The sequence below is a fragment of the Paraburkholderia sp. Cpub6 genome (assembly GCF_014201065.1).
GTDB classification, from domain to species: Bacteria; Pseudomonadota; Gammaproteobacteria; order Burkholderiales; family Burkholderiaceae; genus Paraburkholderia; species Paraburkholderia tuberum.
The window spans coordinates 40,588-59,499 of the sequence record NZ_JACHDM010000035.1 but is presented as its reverse complement, the minus strand read 5'-3'; the positions used below and the strand labels follow the sequence as shown (position 1 = coordinate 59,499).

Here is an 18,912-nt window from a genome sequence, read left to right as displayed (position 1 = left end):
GCCGTCGTCCTCTCGCATCTCGCCTCTCCCTAAACCCCTTAAAGCTTAGACCATGGCGTCGATTTATGTTCGCTTACTTACGCACTGGTTAGTAATCAGCGTTGCCCTAAGGCATCGGAAAAAACGTCGAATTAGAGCCGCAACGGAATTACCACATCGGAATACGAACAACCACTTTTTACTGGCATTGGTCTGCATCAGCATACCGATACGCGCAAGGCCATGCGATTGTTCGCGTGGTCCCGTATGATTGGGTCGTGGAGACATGGAGAATGCATGAACCGTCACGCCAGATCGCTTTCCAATTGCCTTTGGAACCGATGTTCACGGAAAGGATGAATAGCATGGACAAGGCCGAGTTCGACAGCTTTGCTGACGAGTATCTTTCGCTGCACGCCCGTAACATCGCGGCATCGGGAGAAGGTCCGGAGTTTTTCGCCGAGTACAAGATCCGCGACATCGCCGAGGAGATGACGCGACGCGATGCGCTGCCCGCGCGCATGCTCGATTTCGGATCGGGCGTGGGCACGTCGATTCCATGGGTGAAGCGCTATTTGCCGGACGCACAGCTCACGTGCGCGGATGTATCGGAGCGTTCACTGGAAGTCGCGCAAAGCCGCTTTCCCGATTCCTCGCGCTTCGTCCACTTCGACGGCCACACGCTGCCTTTCGAGCAGGGCGAATTCAATCTGGCCTATGCGATGTGCGTGTTCCATCATATCGATCACGCCGAGCATGTTCATTTGTTGGGCGAACTGAAGCGCGTCGTGGGTCCGCGGGGCACGGTCGTCATCTTCGAGCATAATCCGCTGAACCCGCTGACCGTCAAGGCGGTCAACACCTGCGAGTTCGATGTGAACGCCAAACTGATCACCGCGCGCAACATGAAGCGGGCGTGCCTCGATGCGGGCTTTTCCGACGTTGTCGTGCGCTTCAGGATTTTCTTTCCTCACATGCTGGCCAAACTGCGTCCACTCGAAAAATATCTGAGCCATGTTCCGCTCGGCGCCCAATACGCCGTCTACGCGAGCGCCGCATGAAGGCGGCCATTCGATGAACAGTCTACGCACGACAGCATCGCGTACCGAACCTCTTCGCCAGTTCATCAAGTATCTTCTGGTTGGCGGCCTCAATACGGTGATCTCGGCCGCCATCATCTTTATCGTGCAAGCGGCGGGCGCGATTCCTGTAGTTGCCAACATAGTCGGCTACGCGATGGGTGTGGGACTGAGCTTCGCGCTCAACAGCAGGTTCACGTTCAGGACGGAGGCCACGCGGCACACCGCCATCCGCTTTCTGATCGTCGTGCTGATCTCGTACCTGGCCAATCTCGCGACGATGGTTTCGGTGTTGCATCTCACGCACGCGCCCTATCTCGCGCAACTGTGCGGCATTCCCGTCTACGTGATCGTGGGCTTTCTCGGCAACCGGTATTGGGCGATGCGCGGGCGCGCACGCTGAAGATGCGCCTCGTATCCACACGTCATTGATATCCGTTCACGATTTTGTCGACGTGGCGGGATACGGTAAGCACATATCGGAAGAACATTTACTATCTTTTGCGGAAGGCGCCAGGAATCACAACGTCTTACGAAAAGATTACCAATGCCATTCACCGAGGACGCCGCCATGAGTCGAGAAGCCTATCCGATCGAAGTCGCATTCCCCGATATCGCGCCGCACGAGCCATCGTTGTCGGGCGTTGCATACGTCCATACGTTCGATTCGGGCGTGCCCGGCCCGCACGTGATGATCAACGCGCTCACGCACGGCAACGAAGTGTGCGGCGCGATCGTCGTCGACGAACTGCTGCGTCGCGCGTTGCGGCCGCGACGCGGCCAGCTCACGCTGTCGTTCGCGAACGTCGCCGCATACCGGCGCTTCGATCCGGCGAATCCGGACGCCGCGCGCTTCGTCGATCAGGACTTCAACCGCGTGTGGACGGCGGCGGTGCTCGACGACACGTCGCGCAGGTCGAGCGAACTCAAGCGCGCGCGTGCGATGCGCCCGGTGATCGATACGGTCGACGCGCTGCTCGACCTGCATTCGATGCACGAGCGGTGCAAGCCGCTGATCGTCGCGGGACCGCTGCAAAAAGGCATCGACCTCGCGGTGCGGCTCGGTACGCCCGCCACGGTGATCTGCGACGAAGGGCATCCCGAAGGCCGCCGCATGCGCGACTACGAAGGATTCGGCGATGCCGCGAGCCCGAAGAACGCGCTGCTGATCGAATGCGGCCAGCATTGGGAGCGCCGTGCGGTGGCGGTCGCGCGCGATACGACCGCGCGCTTCCTGCTGCTGGCCGGCGTGATCGACGAAGCGGATCTGCCGCCTGGATGGCTCGCGCCATTGCCGCCCGAGCAGAACATCGTGCGCGTGACACAGCCGGTCGTCGCGACCAGCATGGACTTCAGCTTCGCCGCGGCGTACACCGGCCTCGAAGTTTTCGCCGAGGCGGGCGCCGTGATCGGCTGGTCGAACGGCGAAGAGGTGCGCACCCCCTACGACAACTGCATGCTCGTGATGCCGTCGCTGCGGCAGTTACGCCCCGGTGTGACGGTGGTCCGGCTGGGGCGAATCGAGCGGACGGTGGCCAATCCCGGGGTGACGGCCTGACGGGCAGATGTCTCGACGCCGTTCGCCGGTTGCTTTGGCGCGTTGAGCTTGGCGCGCCTCGTCCTTTCTGCGGCCCTATTGCTGCGCGCCGCCTCCTACGCATCGGCGGGCACGTCCGCCACTGCGAAGCTCGGGTATTCCCCCGTTGACCGCATCGATTTCATTCCTTACAGTGGCGCGCGTTCGCATAGAGAATCACAGTTCTTTATTCGAACAAAATCCCTCGCCCGGCGCGATTCCGTCAAACCGATCCGTCCGGGATGATTCATTGCCGATGAACGGCCAGTTGGCCCGCCGCAGGCATCGTACCCCGTTGCCAGACGGCGTACAGTCTTAGAGAAGAATAGCTCGTCGTGTCGGGCCTTTCGCTGCCAGGAGACCATCATGAACCGCAGCCCCGCTGTGAACGTTCAAACCTTCATCAACGAGCATCCGTTTTCGCCGTTCCAATGGCTGATCTTTTTCATGTGCTTCATCATCGTCCTGCTGGACGGTTTTGACACTGCTGCGATCGGCTTCATCGCGCCTTCACTGATCACCGAATGGGGTATTGACAAGCCCGCGCTCGCGCCGGTGCTGAGCGCCGCGCTGTTCGGCCTCGCGTGCGGCGCGCTCGGCTCGGGTCCGTTGTCCGACCGCCTCGGGCGTCGCTCGATGCTGGTCGGCTCGGTGCTGCTGTTCGGCGTCGCCTGCCTCGCGTCGGCGTTCTCGACCGGCATCGACCAACTGACCGTGCTGCGCTTCGTCACCGGCGTCGGCCTCGGCGCCGCGATGCCGAACGCGGTCACGATGATGGGCGAGTACTGCCCGGACAACCGCCGCGCCACCATGATCAACCTGATGTTCTGCGGCTTCCCGCTCGGCGCCGCGTTCGGCGGTTTCCTCGCCGCGTGGATGATTCCGCATCTGGGCTGGCGCAGCGTGCTGATCCTCGGCGGCGTCACGCCGCTGCTGCTGTTGCTGCTGGTGCTCGCGAAGATGCCGGAGTCGGTCCGCTACATGGTCGCGAATAACAAGCCGGCCGAGCGGATTCGCGCCGCTCTCGCGCGCATTTCCGGCGACGCGGTGCAGGCCGCCGGTTTCACGATGACCGAAACCGCGCCGCAAACCGGCGGCAAGGGGCTCGGCGTCGTGCTGTCGCGCTCGTACATCGTCGGTTCGGTGATGCTGTGGGTCGCGTACTTCATGGGCCTCGTCATCTTCTACGCATCGATCAACTGGATGCCGATCCTGCTGAAGGACGCCGGCCTCACGCCGCAACGCGCGACGCTGATCTCCGCGCTGTTCCCGCTCGGCGGCGTCGGCGCGGTACTGGCCGGCGTGCTGATGGACCGCTTCAACGCGAACCGCGTCATTGCGGTGTGCTATGCACTGACCGCCGTCAGCGTGTACTTCATCGGTCAGGCGGCCGGCAACGTCGGCGCGCTCGTGCTGATCGTGTTCATTGCCGGCGTGCTGATGAACACCGCGCAATCGTCGATGCCGGCGCTCGCCGCCGCGTTCTACCCGACCGTGGGCCGCGGCACGGGCGTCGCGTGGATGCTTGGCGTCGGCCGCTTCGGCGGCATTGCGGGTTCGTTCCTCGTAGCAGAGCTGGCGCGCCGCCACTTCTCGTTCGGCGGCATCTTCGCAACGATCGCGGTGGCGGGTCTGCTGTCGTGCGTCGCGCTGCTGATCAAGCAGGCGGCACGGCCGCAGGCGGCGGAAGCGGGTGCGTCGAAGACGGAGTCGTTCGGCCATTGAGCCTGCAATGAAATGTGCGCGCCAGCGGACCGGTGACGGTTCGATCGAGTGGTGACCCAGAAGCCGCCCTGCGAATCGCAGGGCGGCTTTTTGTTTCGCTGAACGCCTGGAATCTCTCGCTTACCTGAACGCGAGCAGTTGCTCGACACACCGCAGCACGGCAATCAGAACCATCGCCGCGCCTGAAACCTGGCTAAAGGATCGGCCGCTGCCGCTGTGACGCATCGACGTCACACCCGTTCGCCTGCGACATTGTGATCCACGGCGGCGAAAAGCGCCCCGGCCTACTTCCCGATACACTACGCAACAATTTTTCCGCGCGCGGCCAGGCGCGGCGATCACCGCCGCTGCCGCGCCGCCGCCGTCTCATGTCAGGACTCCGGTAATGAAACGCGTAGTCGTATCCGCGCTCGTCGCGCTGTGCATCGCGCAGCCGGCCGCTCAGGCCGTCGCGCAGACCGTCAGCGATCAATGTTTCGCGCTCGGCGATATCGCCGGCCAGGTCGCGTCGTGGCGCGCACACAAAAAGACCAAAGCTCAGGCGCTCGAGCAGGCCGCCCACTACTACAAAGACCCGTCCGACCGCGCGGCCGTCGACGCGATCATCGAAAAAATCTACAGCCCCGACGCACCACACATGACGCCCGATCAGGCGAGCATGGCGATCACGTCGGAGTGCGTGAACCAGCACAAGGGGCAGGCATCGCCGGCACAGTGACCGCAGCGGCGCCCGCCAGCCATCCCAGCATTTCTCTTCGGTTCATCCGTCATCCTCCATCGATTGAATGGCGGCTCTTTGCGGGCCGCCTGGTCCTGGTTTGATGCGTCCGTGTTGCAACCTACGAGTTTTGAACTGCGACTTTTCAGGCTGCTGCTACCGCTTCCTCCCTCGTTGACTTCCTGCCGTGACGTGACAACCACACCACGTCACGCGTCTTTCCACGCGCAGACGTCGCCGGTATTCAGGCGCGGCTCGCCGAGCACGAACGTCGCATTGCGCAGTGCTGGCGCCTGCACCGGTTGCGCGCCGAAATTGAATGCGAAGGTCAAGCCGCCGCGGCGGCGCAGCCTCAGTCCATCGGCGAGTACCTGCGTATCGAGGCCCGCATCGCGCGCTGCCTGCCGCAACAGCGTGCGATGCAGTTCATGCGACAGCCAGCCGGCCACATAGCGCACGTTGCCGTGCGTCAGCAGCGCGGGCCAGGCATCGTCGAAGCGCGCGGCAATGCGTGTCTCGCCATTGGCGCGCACATGCTCGCGCCAGTGCAGCGCGTGACCCTCGGTGCCGTCGATCGACAGCGCGGGCGCGAGCGTCGAGCGCAGCGTTTCGACTTCGAGCACCTGGATCGGCAGCGCGCGCTGCAACGCGCCGGGCGGCAGATTGCCGGGAATCGCGAACGCGTCGGTTTTCGAGCCGCTGCGTGGGCCGAACACCCATTGCGCGTTCGAACGCGCGATCTGCTCGACCAGCGCGGCGTCGATCACCGCGAGACTCGGCACCACGACTAGCTGGTAGCGCGAAAGATCTGCCCGGCTCGACACGATATCGACATCGAGCCCGAGTTCGCGCAGCGACTCGTAGTAGTCGAACGCGAGCGTCTGGTAGTCGAAGCCCTTGCCGTGACGCTGGATTTCGAACATCCACTGCGTCTCGTAGTCGAATACCAGCGCGGTGGCCGCGCGCGCGGGCGCGGCGAGCGTCGACAGCACCGTGCTGCCCGCGATCTCACGCGCGGCCCGTTGCACCTCGAGACCGCCCGGCGACAGTTCGTCGTTCGGCAAATTGAGCCCGGAATGCATCTGCTCCTGCGCATACGGGCACTGACGCCAACGGAAATACGACACCAGCTCCGCGCCATGCGCGAACGCCTCGTACGCCCATAGCCGCACCATGCCCGGCGCCGGAATCGGATTGCACGACGCCCAGTTCACCGGACCGGCCTGCTGCTCCATCACCCAGAAGCGCCCGCCGCCAATGCCCCGGTAGCGGTCGTGATCGAACGCGGACACGTCGGGATGTCCGGTACGCGCGAAGCGCGCCTTCTGCTCCTCCGGCAACGCGATCGACTCAGTGCGCGCAATCGGATAGCTGTCCCATGCGGCGACGTCGATCGCGTTGTCGGCGGCGAAGCGATAGTGATCGAAGGTCGTGAAAAAGCCCATGAAGTTGTGCAGCAGATCCGCGTTCGGCGCATGCTCGCGCAACACCTCGATCTGCTCGCGATGGAAGCTCGCCACCTCGTCGGACATGAAGCGGCGGAAGTCGAGCAGATGGATCGGATTGGCGTCGGTGGGTGTCAGCGTCGGCAGCCCGATCGCGTCGAACGACGGGTACTCCATGCTCCAGAACACGTTGCCCCACGCGTCGTTCAACGCGCCGATCGTTGCGTAGCGCCGCTGCAGCCACGCGTGAAAGCGCTGCAACGCCGAGGCCGAATAGCTCGGCACCGTGTCGTGGCAGCCGAGTTCGTTATCGGTCTGCCATGCGACGATCGACGGATGCCGGCCATAGCGCTTCGCCATCGCGGTGACGATGCGCACGCATTCGCGCCGGTACGTATCGCTCGAAATATCGTAGTGACGCCGCGAGCCGAAACTCCAGCGCGCGCCGTCCGCGCGCACCGGCAACACGTCCGGATGCGCGTCGACGAGCCACTTCGGCGGCGACGCGCTCGGCGTGCCGAGCACGAGTTTCAGGCCCGCTTTCGCGAGCGTTTCGACCGCTTCGTCGAGCCATTGCCAGTCGAATTCGCCGGCACGCGGCTCCATACGGCTCCACGCGAATTCAGCGATCCGCACATGCGTGATGCCGAGTTCGACCATACGTTGCGCGTCGTCGGCCCACATCGCGCGCGGCCATTGTTCCGGGTAGTAGCAGACACCAAGTTGCATGTGAAAGTCTCGTGGTGAGTTGACGTCGAGCCGTCGTTTCAATCGTGTTTCAGGCGCCGTTTATCCCTTGCTCGCCCCGAAGGTCAGTCCGGCGACGAAGTGCCTTTGCATGCCGAAGAACATCAGCACCGAAGGCAACGCGGCCAGCACCGAGCCCGCCGCGACGAGGTTCCACGCGGTCGTCCACTGCCCTTTCAGCGCGGCGACGCCCACCGTGATCGGCGCGGCGTCGTCGCCTTGCGTGAGGCACAGCGCCCAGAAGTAGTCGTTCCACACGAACGTGAACACGAGGATCGCGAGCGCGGCGAGCGCGGGGCGGATCAGCGGCAGCACGATGCGCAGATAGATCGTCCACTCGCCCGCGCCTTCGACGCGCGCGGCCTCGATCATCTCGAACGGCAGTTGCTTGATGAAGTTGCGCAGAAACAAGGTGCAGAAGCCGGTCTGAAACGACACATGAAAGATCACCAGCGCCCACACGGTGTTGAACAGGCCGAACTTCAGCGCCATGTCGCGCACTGGAATCATCAGGATCTGGATCGGCACGAAATTGCCGGCGACGAACGCGAACAGCACGGCCGTATTGCCCGGAAAGCGATACGTCGCCAACGCGAAGCCCGCCATCGACGCGAGCACGATCGCGCCGATCACTGACGGCACCGTGATCAGCACGCTATTGGCGAAGTAATGCAGCATCGGCGTTTGCGTGAGCGCGGTGCCATAGTTCTCCAGCAACGCGAAGTGTTTCGGCCATGTCCAGTAGTCGCCTTGCGACAACTCATCCGTCGAGCGGATCGAGGTCAGCAGCACGGCGAGCATCGGCAGCAGCCAGATAAACAGCGCCAGCGGCAGCGAGGCCTTGTAAAGCGTGCGATTCAGCGGTTTCCAGCGTTCGAGGGGAAGCGGATACATGACCGGGTACTCCTGACGTTCAGAGAATCAGCGTTCCTCGCGCAACATGCGGCGCAGATGGAACACGATATAGACGAGCATGATCGCGAACAGCACGACCGCAATCGCGGCGGAATAGCCTTCGCGGTAGTACTTGATCGCCTGGTCGTACATGAAATAGGCGAGCACGGTGGAACTGTCGAACGGACCGCCGCCACTCATCACCGCGATCAGATCGAAGCTGCGCAGTGCGCCGATCACGGTCAGCACCACCGCCATGAAGGTGGCGGGCCGCAATTGCGGCAGGATCACGTGCCACAGCAGTCGCAGCCCTTGCGCGCCTTCCATGCGCGCGGCCTCGACCACCTCGGGATTGATGCCGGTGAGCCCGGTCAGATACAGGATCATGCAGAACGGCGCCTGCGGCCACAGCGCGGCGAAGATGATGCCGAACGTGACCGTATGCGGATCGCCGAGCACCGGGATGCCACGGCCGACGATCAGCCGCAGCAGCCCGAACGTCGGATCGTAGAACCAGCTGAATACGAGGCCGACCACGACGCCCGACAGCACGAACGGCGCGAAAAACAGCGACTTCACGACCCGCATGCCGCGCACCTGCTGGTTCAGATACAGCGCGAACAGCAGACCGAGAGGTGGCGCGAGCAGAAACAGCGCGAGCCAGATCAGGTTGTTCTTCAGCGCCGTATAGAACGTATCGGACTGAAACAGCTCGACGTAATTGGCGAGACCGGCGAAGGTCTTCGGCGTCATGCCGTCCCAGTTGTAGAAGCTCAGCGAAATGCTGCTGATGATCGGATAGATCACGCACAGCGCGAACAACGCACAGCCCGGCAGCAGAAAGAAAAACGCGGCGCGATGCTGATGACGTCGCGTCGTCGAGACGCGACGGTGCCGCGCCGCGGGCAGGCGGCGCGCTGCGGTATGAGACATGGAACGGCCTCGTCGGAAATCGAATGCGGAATTGGGACCCGCAAGCCGGCCGCGCTCAGGCGGCCGGCGCGGCGGGACTTACTTCTGGTAGATGCGCTTGCGCGTCGCTTCGAGATGAGCGAGCACGCTGTCGAGTTGCGACGGATCGCTGTAGAACTGCTGCATGGCCTTCATGCCTTCGTCGGCCATTTCCTTCTGCATATCGCGATCGTAGAACTGCGCGATGCCGCCCTTCGTGTTCGCGAGCGTCTGGAAGCCGACCTTCGAGATCGCGTCCTCAGGCGGCGCCGCCTGGCTGTTCGACGGCAACTGTCCCCAGCCCTTCGCGAGTTCGGCGTTGATCTTCGGCGTCTCCATGAACGCGAGCAGCTTGCGCGCGTCGGCCTTGTTCTTCGCCTTCGCCGGAATCAGCAGCACGTTGACGGGGCCGTCCTCGGCCATCGGCACGTTCGCGTCGAGCACCGGAAAGCGGAAGAAGCCGATCTGATCCTTGATCGGCGGCGGGAAGCTCGCCGAGAAGAACGTGCCCATCAGCATCATCGCGGCTTTGCCGTTGTTGAGGATCGGGCCGATCGAATCGACGTCGTACGACAGCGCATTGTCGATAAAGTCGTGATTGTCGAGCAGCGTCTTCCACGTCGTGTAGACCTTCTTCACGCGCGGATCGGTGTACGGAATTTCGCCGGCCATCAGCTTCTGATGGAACTCGTTGCCGTTGATGCGCAAATCGAGATAGTCGAACCAGGCGGCCAGCGTCCAGCTGTCGCGTGCGGCCACCGCGATCGGCGCGACGCCGATCGCCTTCAGCTTCTTGTTGGCTTCGAGCAGTTCGTCCCACGTTTTCGGCTCGCTCCTGATGCCGGCCTTCTCGAACAGATCCTTGCGATAGAAGAAGCCGTACGCGTCATAGCCGAGCGGTGCCGCATACTGCTTGCCCTTGTACGTCGACGCGTCCTTGACCGACGCATACTGCTGCGACCAGCCGTTTTTCGCCCAGTCCGAGCTCAGATCTTCGAGCAGACCGCGTTGCGCGTAATAGGCCATCCGCTCGCCGTCGTGCCACGAGACGACGTCGGGTGGATCGGTGGCGAGCCAGCCGCCCATCTGCACCTTGTAGGCTTCCTCGGTCACGTAGGTGATTTTCAGGTCGATGTCGGGATTGGCTTTCTTGAACTGGTCGAACGCATCCTGCCAGGTCGAGCGCTGATTACCGCGCGCCGATACGTTGACGTTCAGCGTGGCCGCGTCGACCGCGGCGCTGCCGAGCGCGCCGGCCATCACGGCGGCGGCGATCGACACCTGTGCGAAACGGCGAAGGCGAAGAGCAATCATCTATGTCTCCTTGTCTACCTTGTTGACCGGCTACGCAGCGTGGCCGGCGATGTAACCCGCTCTGTGGCGGAATTCAGTCTGACGAACCGTTGAAGCAGGTCCGCCGTCGACGATCGTTCAGGCGGCCGCGCGTTCCGGCTCGAACGTGCTACGCCGCAGCGCGAGTCCCTGTTCGTCGAACAGATGACAGGCAGCGGGCGGAACATGGACGCGGATGCGCTCGCCCGCGCCGAGCGGCGTATCGCCGGGCGCCTTCGCGATCAGCGTGCCTCCCGCGTGGTCCGCGTGGATATAGCTGTGCTCGCCGAGCCGTTCCGATAGCACGGTCGCGCACTGAATGAACTGTTCGTCGCCATCGAGCCGCAGATGCTCGGGGCGCACGCCGAGCGTGACGCGCTGGCCGCGTTGCAGCCGTTTACCGTCGACGTGCGCGACCAGCTTTTCCGCGCCGGCCACGAGCGCCACCGTCACACGCCCCGGTTCGATCGACTCGACGGTCGCATCGACGAAGTTCATACGCGGCGAGCCGATAAAGCCCGCGACGAAGCGCGACTTCGGGTGGTGATACAGCTCGAGTGGCGCACCGCTCTGGGCGATGCTGCCGAAGCGCTCGGCATCCGCGCCCGCATGCAGCAGCACGATGCGATCGGCAAGCGTCATCGCTTCGACCTGATCGTGCGTGACGTACACGACGCTCGCATTCGCGAAGCGCTGATGCAGACGCGCGATCTCGACGCGCGTCTGGCCGCGCAGCGCGGCATCGAGATTCGATAGCGGCTCGTCGAACAGAAACACGCCCGGCTCGCGCACGATCGCGCGGCCGATCGCGACGCGCTGCCGCTGGCCGCCCGACAGCGCTTTCGGATGTCGTTCGAGCAAGCTTTCCAGTTGCAGAATCCGCGCGGCTTCGCGCACCTTGCGCTCGATCACGTCCTTCGGCTGCTTCGCGAGCTTCAATCCGAACGCCATGTTGTCGAACACGGTCATGTGCGGAAATAGCGCGTAGCTTTGGAACACCATCGCGACGCCGCGCTCGGCGGCCGGCACGTCGTTGACGAGGCGGCCGCCGATATGCAGTTCGCCTTCGCTGAGGTCTTCGAGACCGGCGATCATCCGTAATAAGGTCGACTTGCCGCAGCCCGAGGGGCCGAGAAACACGCAGAATTCATGCTGCGCGATCTCGAGATTCACGCGCCGGATCACCGGCGGATGGTCGCCGTAGGCCTTTTGCACATCGCTCAAACGAATCGTCGCCATGCTGTCTCCGCCTTGATTTAACCGCTTAAATTTTGGCCGAAATAAAACGCCCTGGCCTTGTGCCGGCGGCATTTAATCGCTTAAATTCGAGTTCGACGGATAAAGTCATGGTGGGTGTCTCCGTTACGTTTTTGAGAAAGTTAGCAATGTCGCAGGCCGTTTGCAACATTTGAATTGACCTCCCTAAATATGGGATAACCCGACATGGTCACGTTGTCCGAAGTCGCGAAACGCGCGCAGGTTACCGCCGCCACGGTCTCCAACGTGCTGCGCAATCGCGAGAAAGTCCGCCCTGAAACGGCTGAGCGCGTGCTGCAGGCGATCGCCGAACTCGGCTACCGGCCGAACCTGAATGCGCGCGCGCTCGCCGAAGGCCGTTCGTCGACGCTCGCGCTCATGCTGTCGAACATCTCGAACCCGTTTTACCCGGAGTTCGTGCTCGCCGCCGAGCGCGCGGCGCGCAAGACCGGCCACTTCCTGATGGTCTGCAATACCGACGACGATGCCGAAATCGGCCGCGCATATCTGAACCAGATCGCCGGCACGCTCGCCGACGGCGTGCTCGTGATGAACACGGACATCACGATCAACGAGCTGTGCGCGTCTGCGACGCATAGCGCGCCGATTCTGCTCGCCATGTGGGAGCACCCCGAGTCGCCGCCCGAGCTACCGTGCGTCGCAGTCGACTTCGCGCGTGCCGGCGAGCTGGCCGCGGGGCATCTGCTAGGACTAGGCCATCGCGAGATCGGCTTGCTGATCGGCGACGGCTGCGGCGGTTTGCAGGACGCGCGCTCGAACGGCTTTCGCGCCGCGATGCGCATGGCCGGCATCGAAGCCGATGCGGCCGCCGTGCTGCAGATTCGCGACTCGATCGACGCCGGCTTCGCCGCCTGCATGGAACTGATGGCGAACCGCCCGCAACTGAGCGCGATCTTCGCGACCAACGACCTGCTCGCGATCGGCGCGATCCAGGCGTTGATCACGCTCGGCCGCTCGGTGCCCGACGACGTGTCGGTGATCGGCATCACCGACATTCAGCTCGCGCATCAGGTGCATCCCGCGCTGACCACGGTCGCGATTCAAACCGCGGCCGTCGCGGAGCTTTCCATCGAGAGCCTGATCCGTTTGATCCAGACGCCGGAGCGGCAGCCGTCGATGGTGCTCGGGCCACCGCCCGAGCTCGTGGTGCGCGCCTCGACCGGGCCGCGCAGGAAACGCTGACGCGTTAGTTCACGCGCTCGGTCGCCATCCGCGTGACGATGTCGAACGCCTTCTGCGTCGCGCCGACGTCGGCCTTGCCCTGGCCGTGGATATCGAACGCGGTGCCGTGCGCGGGCGTCGCGATCGGAATCGGCAAGCCGCCGTGCACGGTCACGCCGCGCCAGAAACCCATCAGCTTCATCGCGATCTGGCCTTGATCGTGGTACATCGTGACGACGCCGTCGAAGGCCTTCTGGTCGCGCGCGCGCACGAAGATCGTGTCGGCGGGAAACGGTCCCTGCGCGTCGTAGCCGAGCTCGCGCGCGGCCTCGACGGCCGGCGCGATCACGTCGATCTCCTCGCGGCCGAACGCGCCGTTGTCGCCGTTGTGCGGATTGAAACCGCATACCGCGATACGCGGCTGCGGATGGCCGGCTCGCTTCAGGCCTTCGTGAATCAGCCGCACCGCGCCGACGATGCGCTCCTCCGACAGCTTCGCGCTGACGTCCTTCAACGCCATATGCGAGGTCACGCGCGAAGTCCATAGCTCGTCGAGCACGTTGAACTCACAGAAGCTGCCCGTGTAGCCGAGCTGCTTCGCGAACCACTCCATCTCGTCGCCGGTTTCCATGCCGGCCAGATGCAGCGAGGTCTTGTTGACCGGCGCGAACAGCATGCCTTGGGTGACGTTGCTTTGCGTCAGCGCGAGCGCGTGCCTGTACGCGGCGAGACTATAGCGGCCGCCGTGTTCGGTCGCCACCGCACGCTCGAAAGCTTGATCGCCGGGCAGACGGAAATCGATCAGCGACGGCACACCGTCGCGTTGAAACGCGGCATGCGCATCTTCGACCACGTCGTAATCGAAGCGCTGCTGCGCGATCTTCATGCCGGTTTCGAGCTCGCGCCGGTCGCCGATGATCAGCAGCTCCGCGCGCGCCAGGTTCGCCCGCTGCGCGAACAGACGCGCGATCAGCTCGGGACCGATACCGGCGGGGTCGCCAAGAAGGACTGCGATGCGTGGCTTCATGTGCTTTCCTCGGATCGGTCCACTCATTCGACGATATTGAAGTCGGCAAGATACTTGTCGCTCAACTTGATGCCAAGACCCGGCACGTCGTCCGACAGTTGCAGATAGCCATTTTCCGGCTGCGGTTCGCCTTCGAAGATGTAGTAGAACAATTCGTTGCCAACTTCGACATCGAACACCGGGAAGAACTCCGACATCGGGCTCGCGGTGCTCGACATCGTCAGATGATAGTTGTGCATCTGTCCCGCATGCGGAATCACCGGCACCGACCACGCTTCGGCCATCGCGTTGATCTTGCGCGCCGCCGTGATCCCGCCCACGCGATTCGTGTCGTACTGGATCACGTCGATCGCGCGGCGTTCGAGCAGATCCTTGAAGCCATAGCTCGTGAACTCATGCTCGCCACCCGACACCGGCATCAGGTTCATCTTCTTCAACTCCTGATAGCCTTCGATGTCGTCGCCGATCACCGGCTCCTCGATCCAGCGTGGATTGTATTCGGCGAGGCGCGGCAGCATTCTGCGCGCGTATTCGAGCGTCCAGCCCATATAGCATTCGAGCATGATGTCGACTTCGTCGCCGACCAGTTCACGCAACAGACGCACCTGTTCGATGTTCTTCGCCATGCCTTTCGGGCCGTCTTTCGGACCGTAGCCGAAGCGCATCTTCATCGCGGCGAAGCCGCTGTCCAGATAGCTTTCCGCTTCGCCGAGGAAAGCGTCGCGATCATCGTTGTTGTAAAGCTTCGATGCATAGCACCAGATCTTTTCTTTCGTGCGCCCGCCGAGCAGCTTGAACACCGGCTTTTTCACGGCCTTGCCCATGATGTCCCACAGCGCGATATCGATCGCGGAGATCGCCGCCATGCCGATGCCTTTGCGGCCCCACGCGAGCGTGCGGCGATACATCTTCTGCCAGATGTATTCGTTGTCGAACGGGTCTTCGCCGATCGCGATCGGCGCGAGGTATTCGTCGATGATCTGCTTCGCGATGCGCGGCGCCAGCGCGCAATTGCCGATGCCCACGGTGCCGTCGTCGCATTCGACTTCGACGACGAGCCAGCCGTGAAAGCGGAACGACCCCATCGCATCGCCACGCTCGTACAGAATATCGACCGCGTTCGTGCAGAAATGCGCTTGCGGCGGCACGACTTTGCCTTTCCACTCGAAAACACGCGTTCGGATATGCTTGATTTTCATGTTCGACGATTTCCTTCAGAGAATCAGAGAGTCAGTGGCCCGGGCGTTCGCCGAGCGGGCCGCTGCGATGAGAGACGGAATGGGAGGCGGCAGGGGCGAAGCGGAACGTCAGCAGCAGCAATGCGCCGATCAGTCCGACCACCGCGAGCGAGAACATACCCGCCTGCGAAGAGCCGATCGCGCGCTCGGCCAGCCCCTTCAGATTCGGCGCGACGAAGCCGCCCAGATTGCCGATCGAATTGATCAACGCGATGCCGCCCGCGGCCGCGGCCCCGCCCAGGTAACCGGTGGGCAGCGTCCAGAACAATGGCTGCACGCAGACGAAACCGATGGCGGCGAAACAGAAGGCGGCAATCGCAAGCGTGACCGACGACGTCATCGCCGACGCGGCAATGCCGAACGCCGCGAGCGCGAGCATCGCCGCGGCCCAGATACGGTGATGACCGTGGCGGTCGGCGTAGCGCGTCACCCAGAACGTGCCGATGATCGCGGCGATCCACGGAATCGCTGTCAGCATTCCGACCTCGACGCCGACATGGCCGCCGCTCGCGAGCCCGGCGATGCGGGTTGGCAGATAGAACACGACGCCATACACGCTCATCTGCACCGCGAAGTAGATCAGGCCGCAGAACAGTACGCGCGAATCGCGCAGCGCCGCGAGCACCGAAGCCGGACCATGCGCGAGCTTCTGGCGGTCTTCCTGGCGCAACGCGTGATCGAGCGCGTCACGCTCTTCGGCATCGAGCCAGTGCGCCTGCACGGGCCGGTCGGTCAGATAGAAGTAAGCGACGACACCCACCACCGACGCCGCCAGCCCCTCGACGACGAACAGCCATTGCCACGGATGCATGCCGAACGGATTGCCCGCATCGAGCAGCAGACCCGAGATCGGGCTGCCGAGCAGAAGCGCGAGCGGGAAGCCGAAATAGAACATGCCCATCGTCTGCGAGCGCGTTTTCGCGGGAAACCAGTTCGACAGGAACAGGATGATGCCGGGAAAGAAACCGGCTTCGGCGATGCCGAGCAGCGTGCGCAGCACATAGAAGCTCGTGGCGCTGTCGACGAAGGCGGTACACGCGGACACGATGCCCCACGTGACCATGATGCGGCTCATCCAGATGCGCGCGCCGAAGCGGTACATCAGCAGGTTGCTCGGTACTTCGAACACCGCATAGCCGACGAAGAAAATGCCGGCGCCGAACGCGAACGCCGCATCGCTCAAGCCCGTGTCGGCCTGCAGCACGTTCTTCGCGAAGCCGACGTTCGCGCGGTCGATGAACGCCAGTACGTACATCAGGATCAGAAAAGGCAGCAGCCTCGTGCGCGCTTTGGTAATCGCGCTGTCGAGCGCGGGGCTCGCGGTCATCGTCATGCGTCGTCTCCGGTTTTGTCTTGTCAACGCGAACGGCGTTGCGATTGCCGTCCTGCGATAACCGCCAGTGTGCGAAACTATCCGATAACTGACCACTGAATAATTCGAATCGGCCGATTCGCTAAAGTTATCGCTCATGATCCCGCCCGCCTCCACCATTCGCAAACGCTTGCGCCTGCGTCATCTGCAACTGATGGTCGCGCTGTCGGAAACGGAATCGCTGCGGCGTGCCGCCGACGATCTCGCGATGACCCAGCCCGCCGCGACCAAGGCCTTGCAGGAACTCGAAGACACGCTCGGCGTATCGCTGTTCGTACGCCATGCGCGCGGCATGGAGCCGACGATCTTCGGCGAGGCCGTGATGCGCTATGCGCGCGTCGTGTTCCAGGATCTCGACGAGCTGCGCGAGGAATTGGCCGGCATCGAAGCCGGCGACATCGGCAAGGTGCGCATCGGCGCGGTGATGGCGCCCTCGCCCGAATTGCTGACGCACACGATCGTCAAGCTGAAGGAAGCACACCCGCGCCTGCAGATGGCGGTCACGATCGACACCAGCGACGTGCTCGTGCAGTCGCTGCAACAGGATCAGCTCGATATCGTGATTGGCCGGATTCCCGATGGTTTTCCGGCGCTCGATCTGAGCTTCGAGACGTTGGCGGAAGAGGCGCTGTCGATCGTCGTGCGGCCCGATCATCCGGCCGTGAAAACAGGCAAGCAAACGGGCACGCGGCCGAACCTCGCGGACCTCGCGCGTTATCCGTGGATCATCCAGCCGCATCCGAGCCCGATGCGCCAGGTCATCGATCAAACGTTTCGCGAGTCGCGCGTCGCGCCGCCGGTGAGCACGGTCGAGACCTCGTCGATTCTGACCACGCTGTCGTTGCTGCGCGACTCGGACATGCTCGCCGTGCTGCCGAGTTCGGTCGCGCAGTACTACGTCGCGCTCGATGCGATCGCCGCGATCGCGACGCCGCTACGCGGCCGGCTCGCACCGTATGGGCTGATTCTGCGCAGAAACCGGCGCATCACGCCGGCGATGCAACTGGTCATCGATTCGATTCGCGCCGCGTGAGGTTTTCTGCGAAGCGCAATTTGCCGCCCGCATTGATGTCCGCGAGATCCGGGTGGGCGCGAGCCGCGTCGAGCGGAATATCCGGCCGCATGAAGAAGGTCGCGACGATGCCGAGCGCGAGCAGTCCGAGCGAGCCCGCGAACGGCAGCGTCCAGCTACCCGTGCGGTCCACGATCAGGCCGAACACGATCGGCGTGAAAATCCCCGCAACCGCCGAGCCCGCATTCACGAGCCCGCTCGCGACACCGACGTGCCGCGGGCTGATGTCCATCGGCACGGCCCAGATCGGCCCGATCGTCATTTCGAGGAAGAAGAACGACAGGCTCATGCACGCCGCCATGACCGGCAGCGACTTCACGACCATCACCGGCGCGAGGAACACCAATGCGCCGAGAAACGCGCAGATGATCACGTTGCGGCGCGCCGCGACGACGTTGCGCGTACGCTTCAACACGCGGTCGCTGAGCACGCCGCCCGCGGTATTGCCGACCACGCCGGACAGAAACACGCCCGCGGAGAACATCGCCGAGCTTTTCAGATCGAGGCCACGACCGTGCATGAAGAACGTGGGCAGCCAGGTGAAGAACAGCCAGCCGGTCCAGCCGTAGCAGAAGTAGACGAGCATCGTTGGTGCGATGCGTTTGAGCAGACGCCGCCACGGCGTGGGCTCGCGCGTCGCTTCGACCGCGGATTGACGGACCGGCGGCAATTGCGTTTCCTGCTCCGCGGTCATATGGCGATGCTTGCGCGGGTCGTCCGTGAAATACCATGCGTAGATCACGACCCACACGAAGGTCAGCGCGCCGACCGCGAGAAACGACACCCGCCACGACGAATACGCGACCAGCAGCGCGATCAGCGGCGGCGTGATCGCATTGCCGAGCCGCGAGAACGAATGCGTGAGGCCTTGCACGAAGCCCCGCCGGTTCGACGGGAACCAGTTGGTCAGCGCCCGCGCCTGCGCGGGCAGCGCCGCGCCTTCGCCGATGCCGAGCAGCAGCCGCGCGCCGAACAGCGACGCGAGCCCGCCCGCGAGACCGGTCGCGACCGTCGCGACGATCCAGATGCTTGCGCAGGTCACGAGCGTGAGCTTCGCGCCGAAGCGGTCGCTGACCCAGCCGCCGATCACCTGGCACAGCGCGTACGTGTATGCGAACGCGGCGAACACGAGGCCGACGTTGGTATTGCTCAGATGCAGATCGTCGCGGATCAGCCCGGCCGCCGCCGACAGGTTGACGCGATCGAGATACAAGATGAACGACATCGCGCACATGAGCGCGAGAACCGCCCGGCTGACCTTGGGTCGCAGCATCGTCTCCTCCGGATTGTCGCGTGAGCCCGCGCCGATGCTCCGACG

General features: G+C 63.6%; 16 protein-coding genes. 7 read left to right on the top strand and 9 right to left on the bottom strand.

Annotation, left to right across the window (positions count from 1 at the left end; translation table 11 throughout):
• Nucleotides 1–344: 344 nt before the first annotated feature.
• From HDG33_RS33410 to HDG33_RS33390, 5 genes are all read left to right on the top strand, one after another.
• On the top strand, nucleotides 345–1,040 hold the full coding sequence (locus HDG33_RS33410) for a class I SAM-dependent methyltransferase (protein WP_184039663.1): 696 nt from the start codon (nucleotides 345–347) through the stop codon (nucleotides 1,038–1,040).
• A 13-nt stretch (nucleotides 1,041–1,053) separates the two neighbouring features.
• A complete protein-coding gene (locus HDG33_RS33405) occupies nucleotides 1,054–1,461 on the top strand; it encodes a GtrA family protein (protein WP_184039660.1) in 408 nt (135 codons plus the stop codon).
• A 168-nt stretch (nucleotides 1,462–1,629) separates the two neighbouring features.
• Entirely contained in the window at nucleotides 1,630–2,616 is a 987-nt protein-coding gene (locus HDG33_RS33400) for a M14 family metallopeptidase (protein WP_184039658.1), read from the top strand.
• A 384-nt stretch (nucleotides 2,617–3,000) separates the two neighbouring features.
• Nucleotides 3,001–4,359: an MFS transporter gene (locus tag HDG33_RS33395; protein ID WP_184039656.1), complete on the top strand. Its 1,359-nt coding sequence runs from the start codon at nucleotides 3,001–3,003 to the stop codon at nucleotides 4,357–4,359.
• 385 nt (nucleotides 4,360–4,744) lie between these two features.
• Nucleotides 4,745–5,077 (top strand): hypothetical protein, encoded by a 333-nt coding sequence (locus tag HDG33_RS33390; protein WP_184039654.1) that lies wholly within the window; start codon nucleotides 4,745–4,747, stop codon nucleotides 5,075–5,077.
• A gap of 209 nt (nucleotides 5,078–5,286) precedes the next feature.
• On the opposite strand, the gene HDG33_RS33385 is transcribed toward HDG33_RS33390, so the two are convergent.
• From HDG33_RS33385 to HDG33_RS33365, 5 genes are all read right to left on the bottom strand, one after another.
• A complete protein-coding gene (locus HDG33_RS33385; protein WP_184039652.1) occupies nucleotides 5,287–7,251 on the bottom strand; it encodes a beta-galactosidase in 1,965 nt (654 codons plus the stop codon).
• A 60-nt stretch (nucleotides 7,252–7,311) separates the two neighbouring features.
• Nucleotides 7,312–8,163, bottom strand: coding sequence for a carbohydrate ABC transporter permease (locus HDG33_RS33380; RefSeq protein WP_184039650.1), 852 nt, complete (start codon nucleotides 8,161–8,163; stop codon nucleotides 7,312–7,314).
• Between the two features lie 27 nt (nucleotides 8,164–8,190).
• Nucleotides 8,191–9,096: a carbohydrate ABC transporter permease gene (locus HDG33_RS33375; RefSeq protein WP_184039648.1), complete on the bottom strand. Its 906-nt coding sequence runs from the start codon at nucleotides 9,094–9,096 to the stop codon at nucleotides 8,191–8,193.
• Nucleotides 9,097–9,174: 78 nt separating this feature from the next.
• Nucleotides 9,175–10,374 (bottom strand): ABC transporter substrate-binding protein, encoded by a 1,200-nt coding sequence (locus HDG33_RS33370; protein WP_260330672.1) that lies wholly within the window; start codon nucleotides 10,372–10,374, stop codon nucleotides 9,175–9,177.
• 171 nt (nucleotides 10,375–10,545) lie between these two features.
• Nucleotides 10,546–11,685 carry an ABC transporter ATP-binding protein gene (locus HDG33_RS33365; RefSeq protein ID WP_184039643.1) on the bottom strand — a complete coding sequence of 380 codons (1,140 nt, stop codon included), beginning with the start codon at nucleotides 11,683–11,685 and terminating at the stop codon, nucleotides 10,546–10,548.
• Nucleotides 11,686–11,889: 204 nt separating this feature from the next.
• Here HDG33_RS33365 and HDG33_RS33360 point away from each other — a divergent pair, with 204 nt between their 5' ends.
• On the top strand, nucleotides 11,890–12,906 hold the full coding sequence (locus HDG33_RS33360) for a LacI family DNA-binding transcriptional regulator (protein WP_184039641.1): 1,017 nt from the start codon (nucleotides 11,890–11,892) through the stop codon (nucleotides 12,904–12,906).
• A 4-nt stretch (nucleotides 12,907–12,910) separates the two neighbouring features.
• Here HDG33_RS33360 and HDG33_RS33355 read toward each other — a convergent pair whose 3' ends face one another.
• From HDG33_RS33355 to HDG33_RS33345, 3 genes are read right to left on the bottom strand one after another with little or no spacing between them, the layout of a single operon-like run.
• Complete coding sequence (locus HDG33_RS33355) at nucleotides 12,911–13,912, bottom strand: 4-hydroxythreonine-4-phosphate dehydrogenase PdxA (protein WP_184039638.1); 1,002 nt, start codon at nucleotides 13,910–13,912, stop codon at nucleotides 12,911–12,913.
• 23 nt (nucleotides 13,913–13,935) lie between these two features.
• Nucleotides 13,936–15,111, bottom strand: coding sequence for an L-rhamnonate dehydratase (locus tag HDG33_RS33350; protein ID WP_184039636.1), 1,176 nt, complete (start codon nucleotides 15,109–15,111; stop codon nucleotides 13,936–13,938).
• Between the two features lie 31 nt (nucleotides 15,112–15,142).
• Nucleotides 15,143–16,483 (bottom strand): MFS transporter, encoded by a 1,341-nt coding sequence (locus HDG33_RS33345; protein ID WP_184039634.1) that lies wholly within the window; start codon nucleotides 16,481–16,483, stop codon nucleotides 15,143–15,145.
• Nucleotides 16,484–16,619: 136 nt separating this feature from the next.
• On the opposite strand from HDG33_RS33345, the gene HDG33_RS33340 reads away from it, so the two are divergent.
• Nucleotides 16,620–17,555: a LysR family transcriptional regulator gene (locus HDG33_RS33340; protein ID WP_184039632.1), complete on the top strand. Its 936-nt coding sequence runs from the start codon at nucleotides 16,620–16,622 to the stop codon at nucleotides 17,553–17,555.
• Here the strand turns inward: HDG33_RS33340 and HDG33_RS33335 are convergent.
• Nucleotides 17,530–18,867 carry an MFS transporter gene (locus HDG33_RS33335; RefSeq protein ID WP_184039630.1) on the bottom strand — a complete coding sequence of 446 codons (1,338 nt, stop codon included), beginning with the start codon at nucleotides 18,865–18,867 and terminating at the stop codon, nucleotides 17,530–17,532. The two genes, HDG33_RS33340 and HDG33_RS33335, sit on opposite strands and share 26 nt — an antisense overlap.
• Nucleotides 18,868–18,912: the final 45 nt, after the last annotated feature.

Coding starts and splice junctions, on each gene's coding strand:
- HDG33_RS33410 (WP_184039663.1), top strand. CDS start 345: ATGGACAAGGCCGAGTTCGACAGCTTTGCTGACGAGTATCTTTCGCTG.
- HDG33_RS33405 (WP_184039660.1), top strand. CDS start 1,054: ATGAACAGTCTACGCACGACAGCATCGCGTACCGAACCTCTTCGCCAG.
- HDG33_RS33400 (WP_184039658.1), top strand. CDS start 1,630: ATGAGTCGAGAAGCCTATCCGATCGAAGTCGCATTCCCCGATATCGCG.
- HDG33_RS33395 (WP_184039656.1), top strand. CDS start 3,001: ATGAACCGCAGCCCCGCTGTGAACGTTCAAACCTTCATCAACGAGCAT.
- HDG33_RS33390 (WP_184039654.1), top strand. CDS start 4,745: ATGAAACGCGTAGTCGTATCCGCGCTCGTCGCGCTGTGCATCGCGCAG.
- HDG33_RS33385 (WP_184039652.1), bottom strand. CDS start 7,251: ATGCAACTTGGTGTCTGCTACTACCCGGAACAATGGCCGCGCGCGATG.
- HDG33_RS33380 (WP_184039650.1), bottom strand. CDS start 8,163: ATGTATCCGCTTCCCCTCGAACGCTGGAAACCGCTGAATCGCACGCTT.
- HDG33_RS33375 (WP_184039648.1), bottom strand. CDS start 9,096: ATGTCTCATACCGCAGCGCGCCGCCTGCCCGCGGCGCGGCACCGTCGC.
- HDG33_RS33370 (WP_260330672.1), bottom strand. CDS start 10,374: ATGGCCGGCGCGCTCGGCAGCGCCGCGGTCGACGCGGCCACGCTGAAC.
- HDG33_RS33365 (WP_184039643.1), bottom strand. CDS start 11,685: ATGGCGACGATTCGTTTGAGCGATGTGCAAAAGGCCTACGGCGACCAT.
- HDG33_RS33360 (WP_184039641.1), top strand. CDS start 11,890: ATGGTCACGTTGTCCGAAGTCGCGAAACGCGCGCAGGTTACCGCCGCC.
- HDG33_RS33355 (WP_184039638.1), bottom strand. CDS start 13,912: ATGAAGCCACGCATCGCAGTCCTTCTTGGCGACCCCGCCGGTATCGGT.
- HDG33_RS33350 (WP_184039636.1), bottom strand. CDS start 15,111: ATGAAAATCAAGCATATCCGAACGCGTGTTTTCGAGTGGAAAGGCAAA.
- HDG33_RS33345 (WP_184039634.1), bottom strand. CDS start 16,483: ATGACGATGACCGCGAGCCCCGCGCTCGACAGCGCGATTACCAAAGCG.
- HDG33_RS33340 (WP_184039632.1), top strand. CDS start 16,620: ATGATCCCGCCCGCCTCCACCATTCGCAAACGCTTGCGCCTGCGTCAT.
- HDG33_RS33335 (WP_184039630.1), bottom strand. CDS start 18,867: ATGCTGCGACCCAAGGTCAGCCGGGCGGTTCTCGCGCTCATGTGCGCG.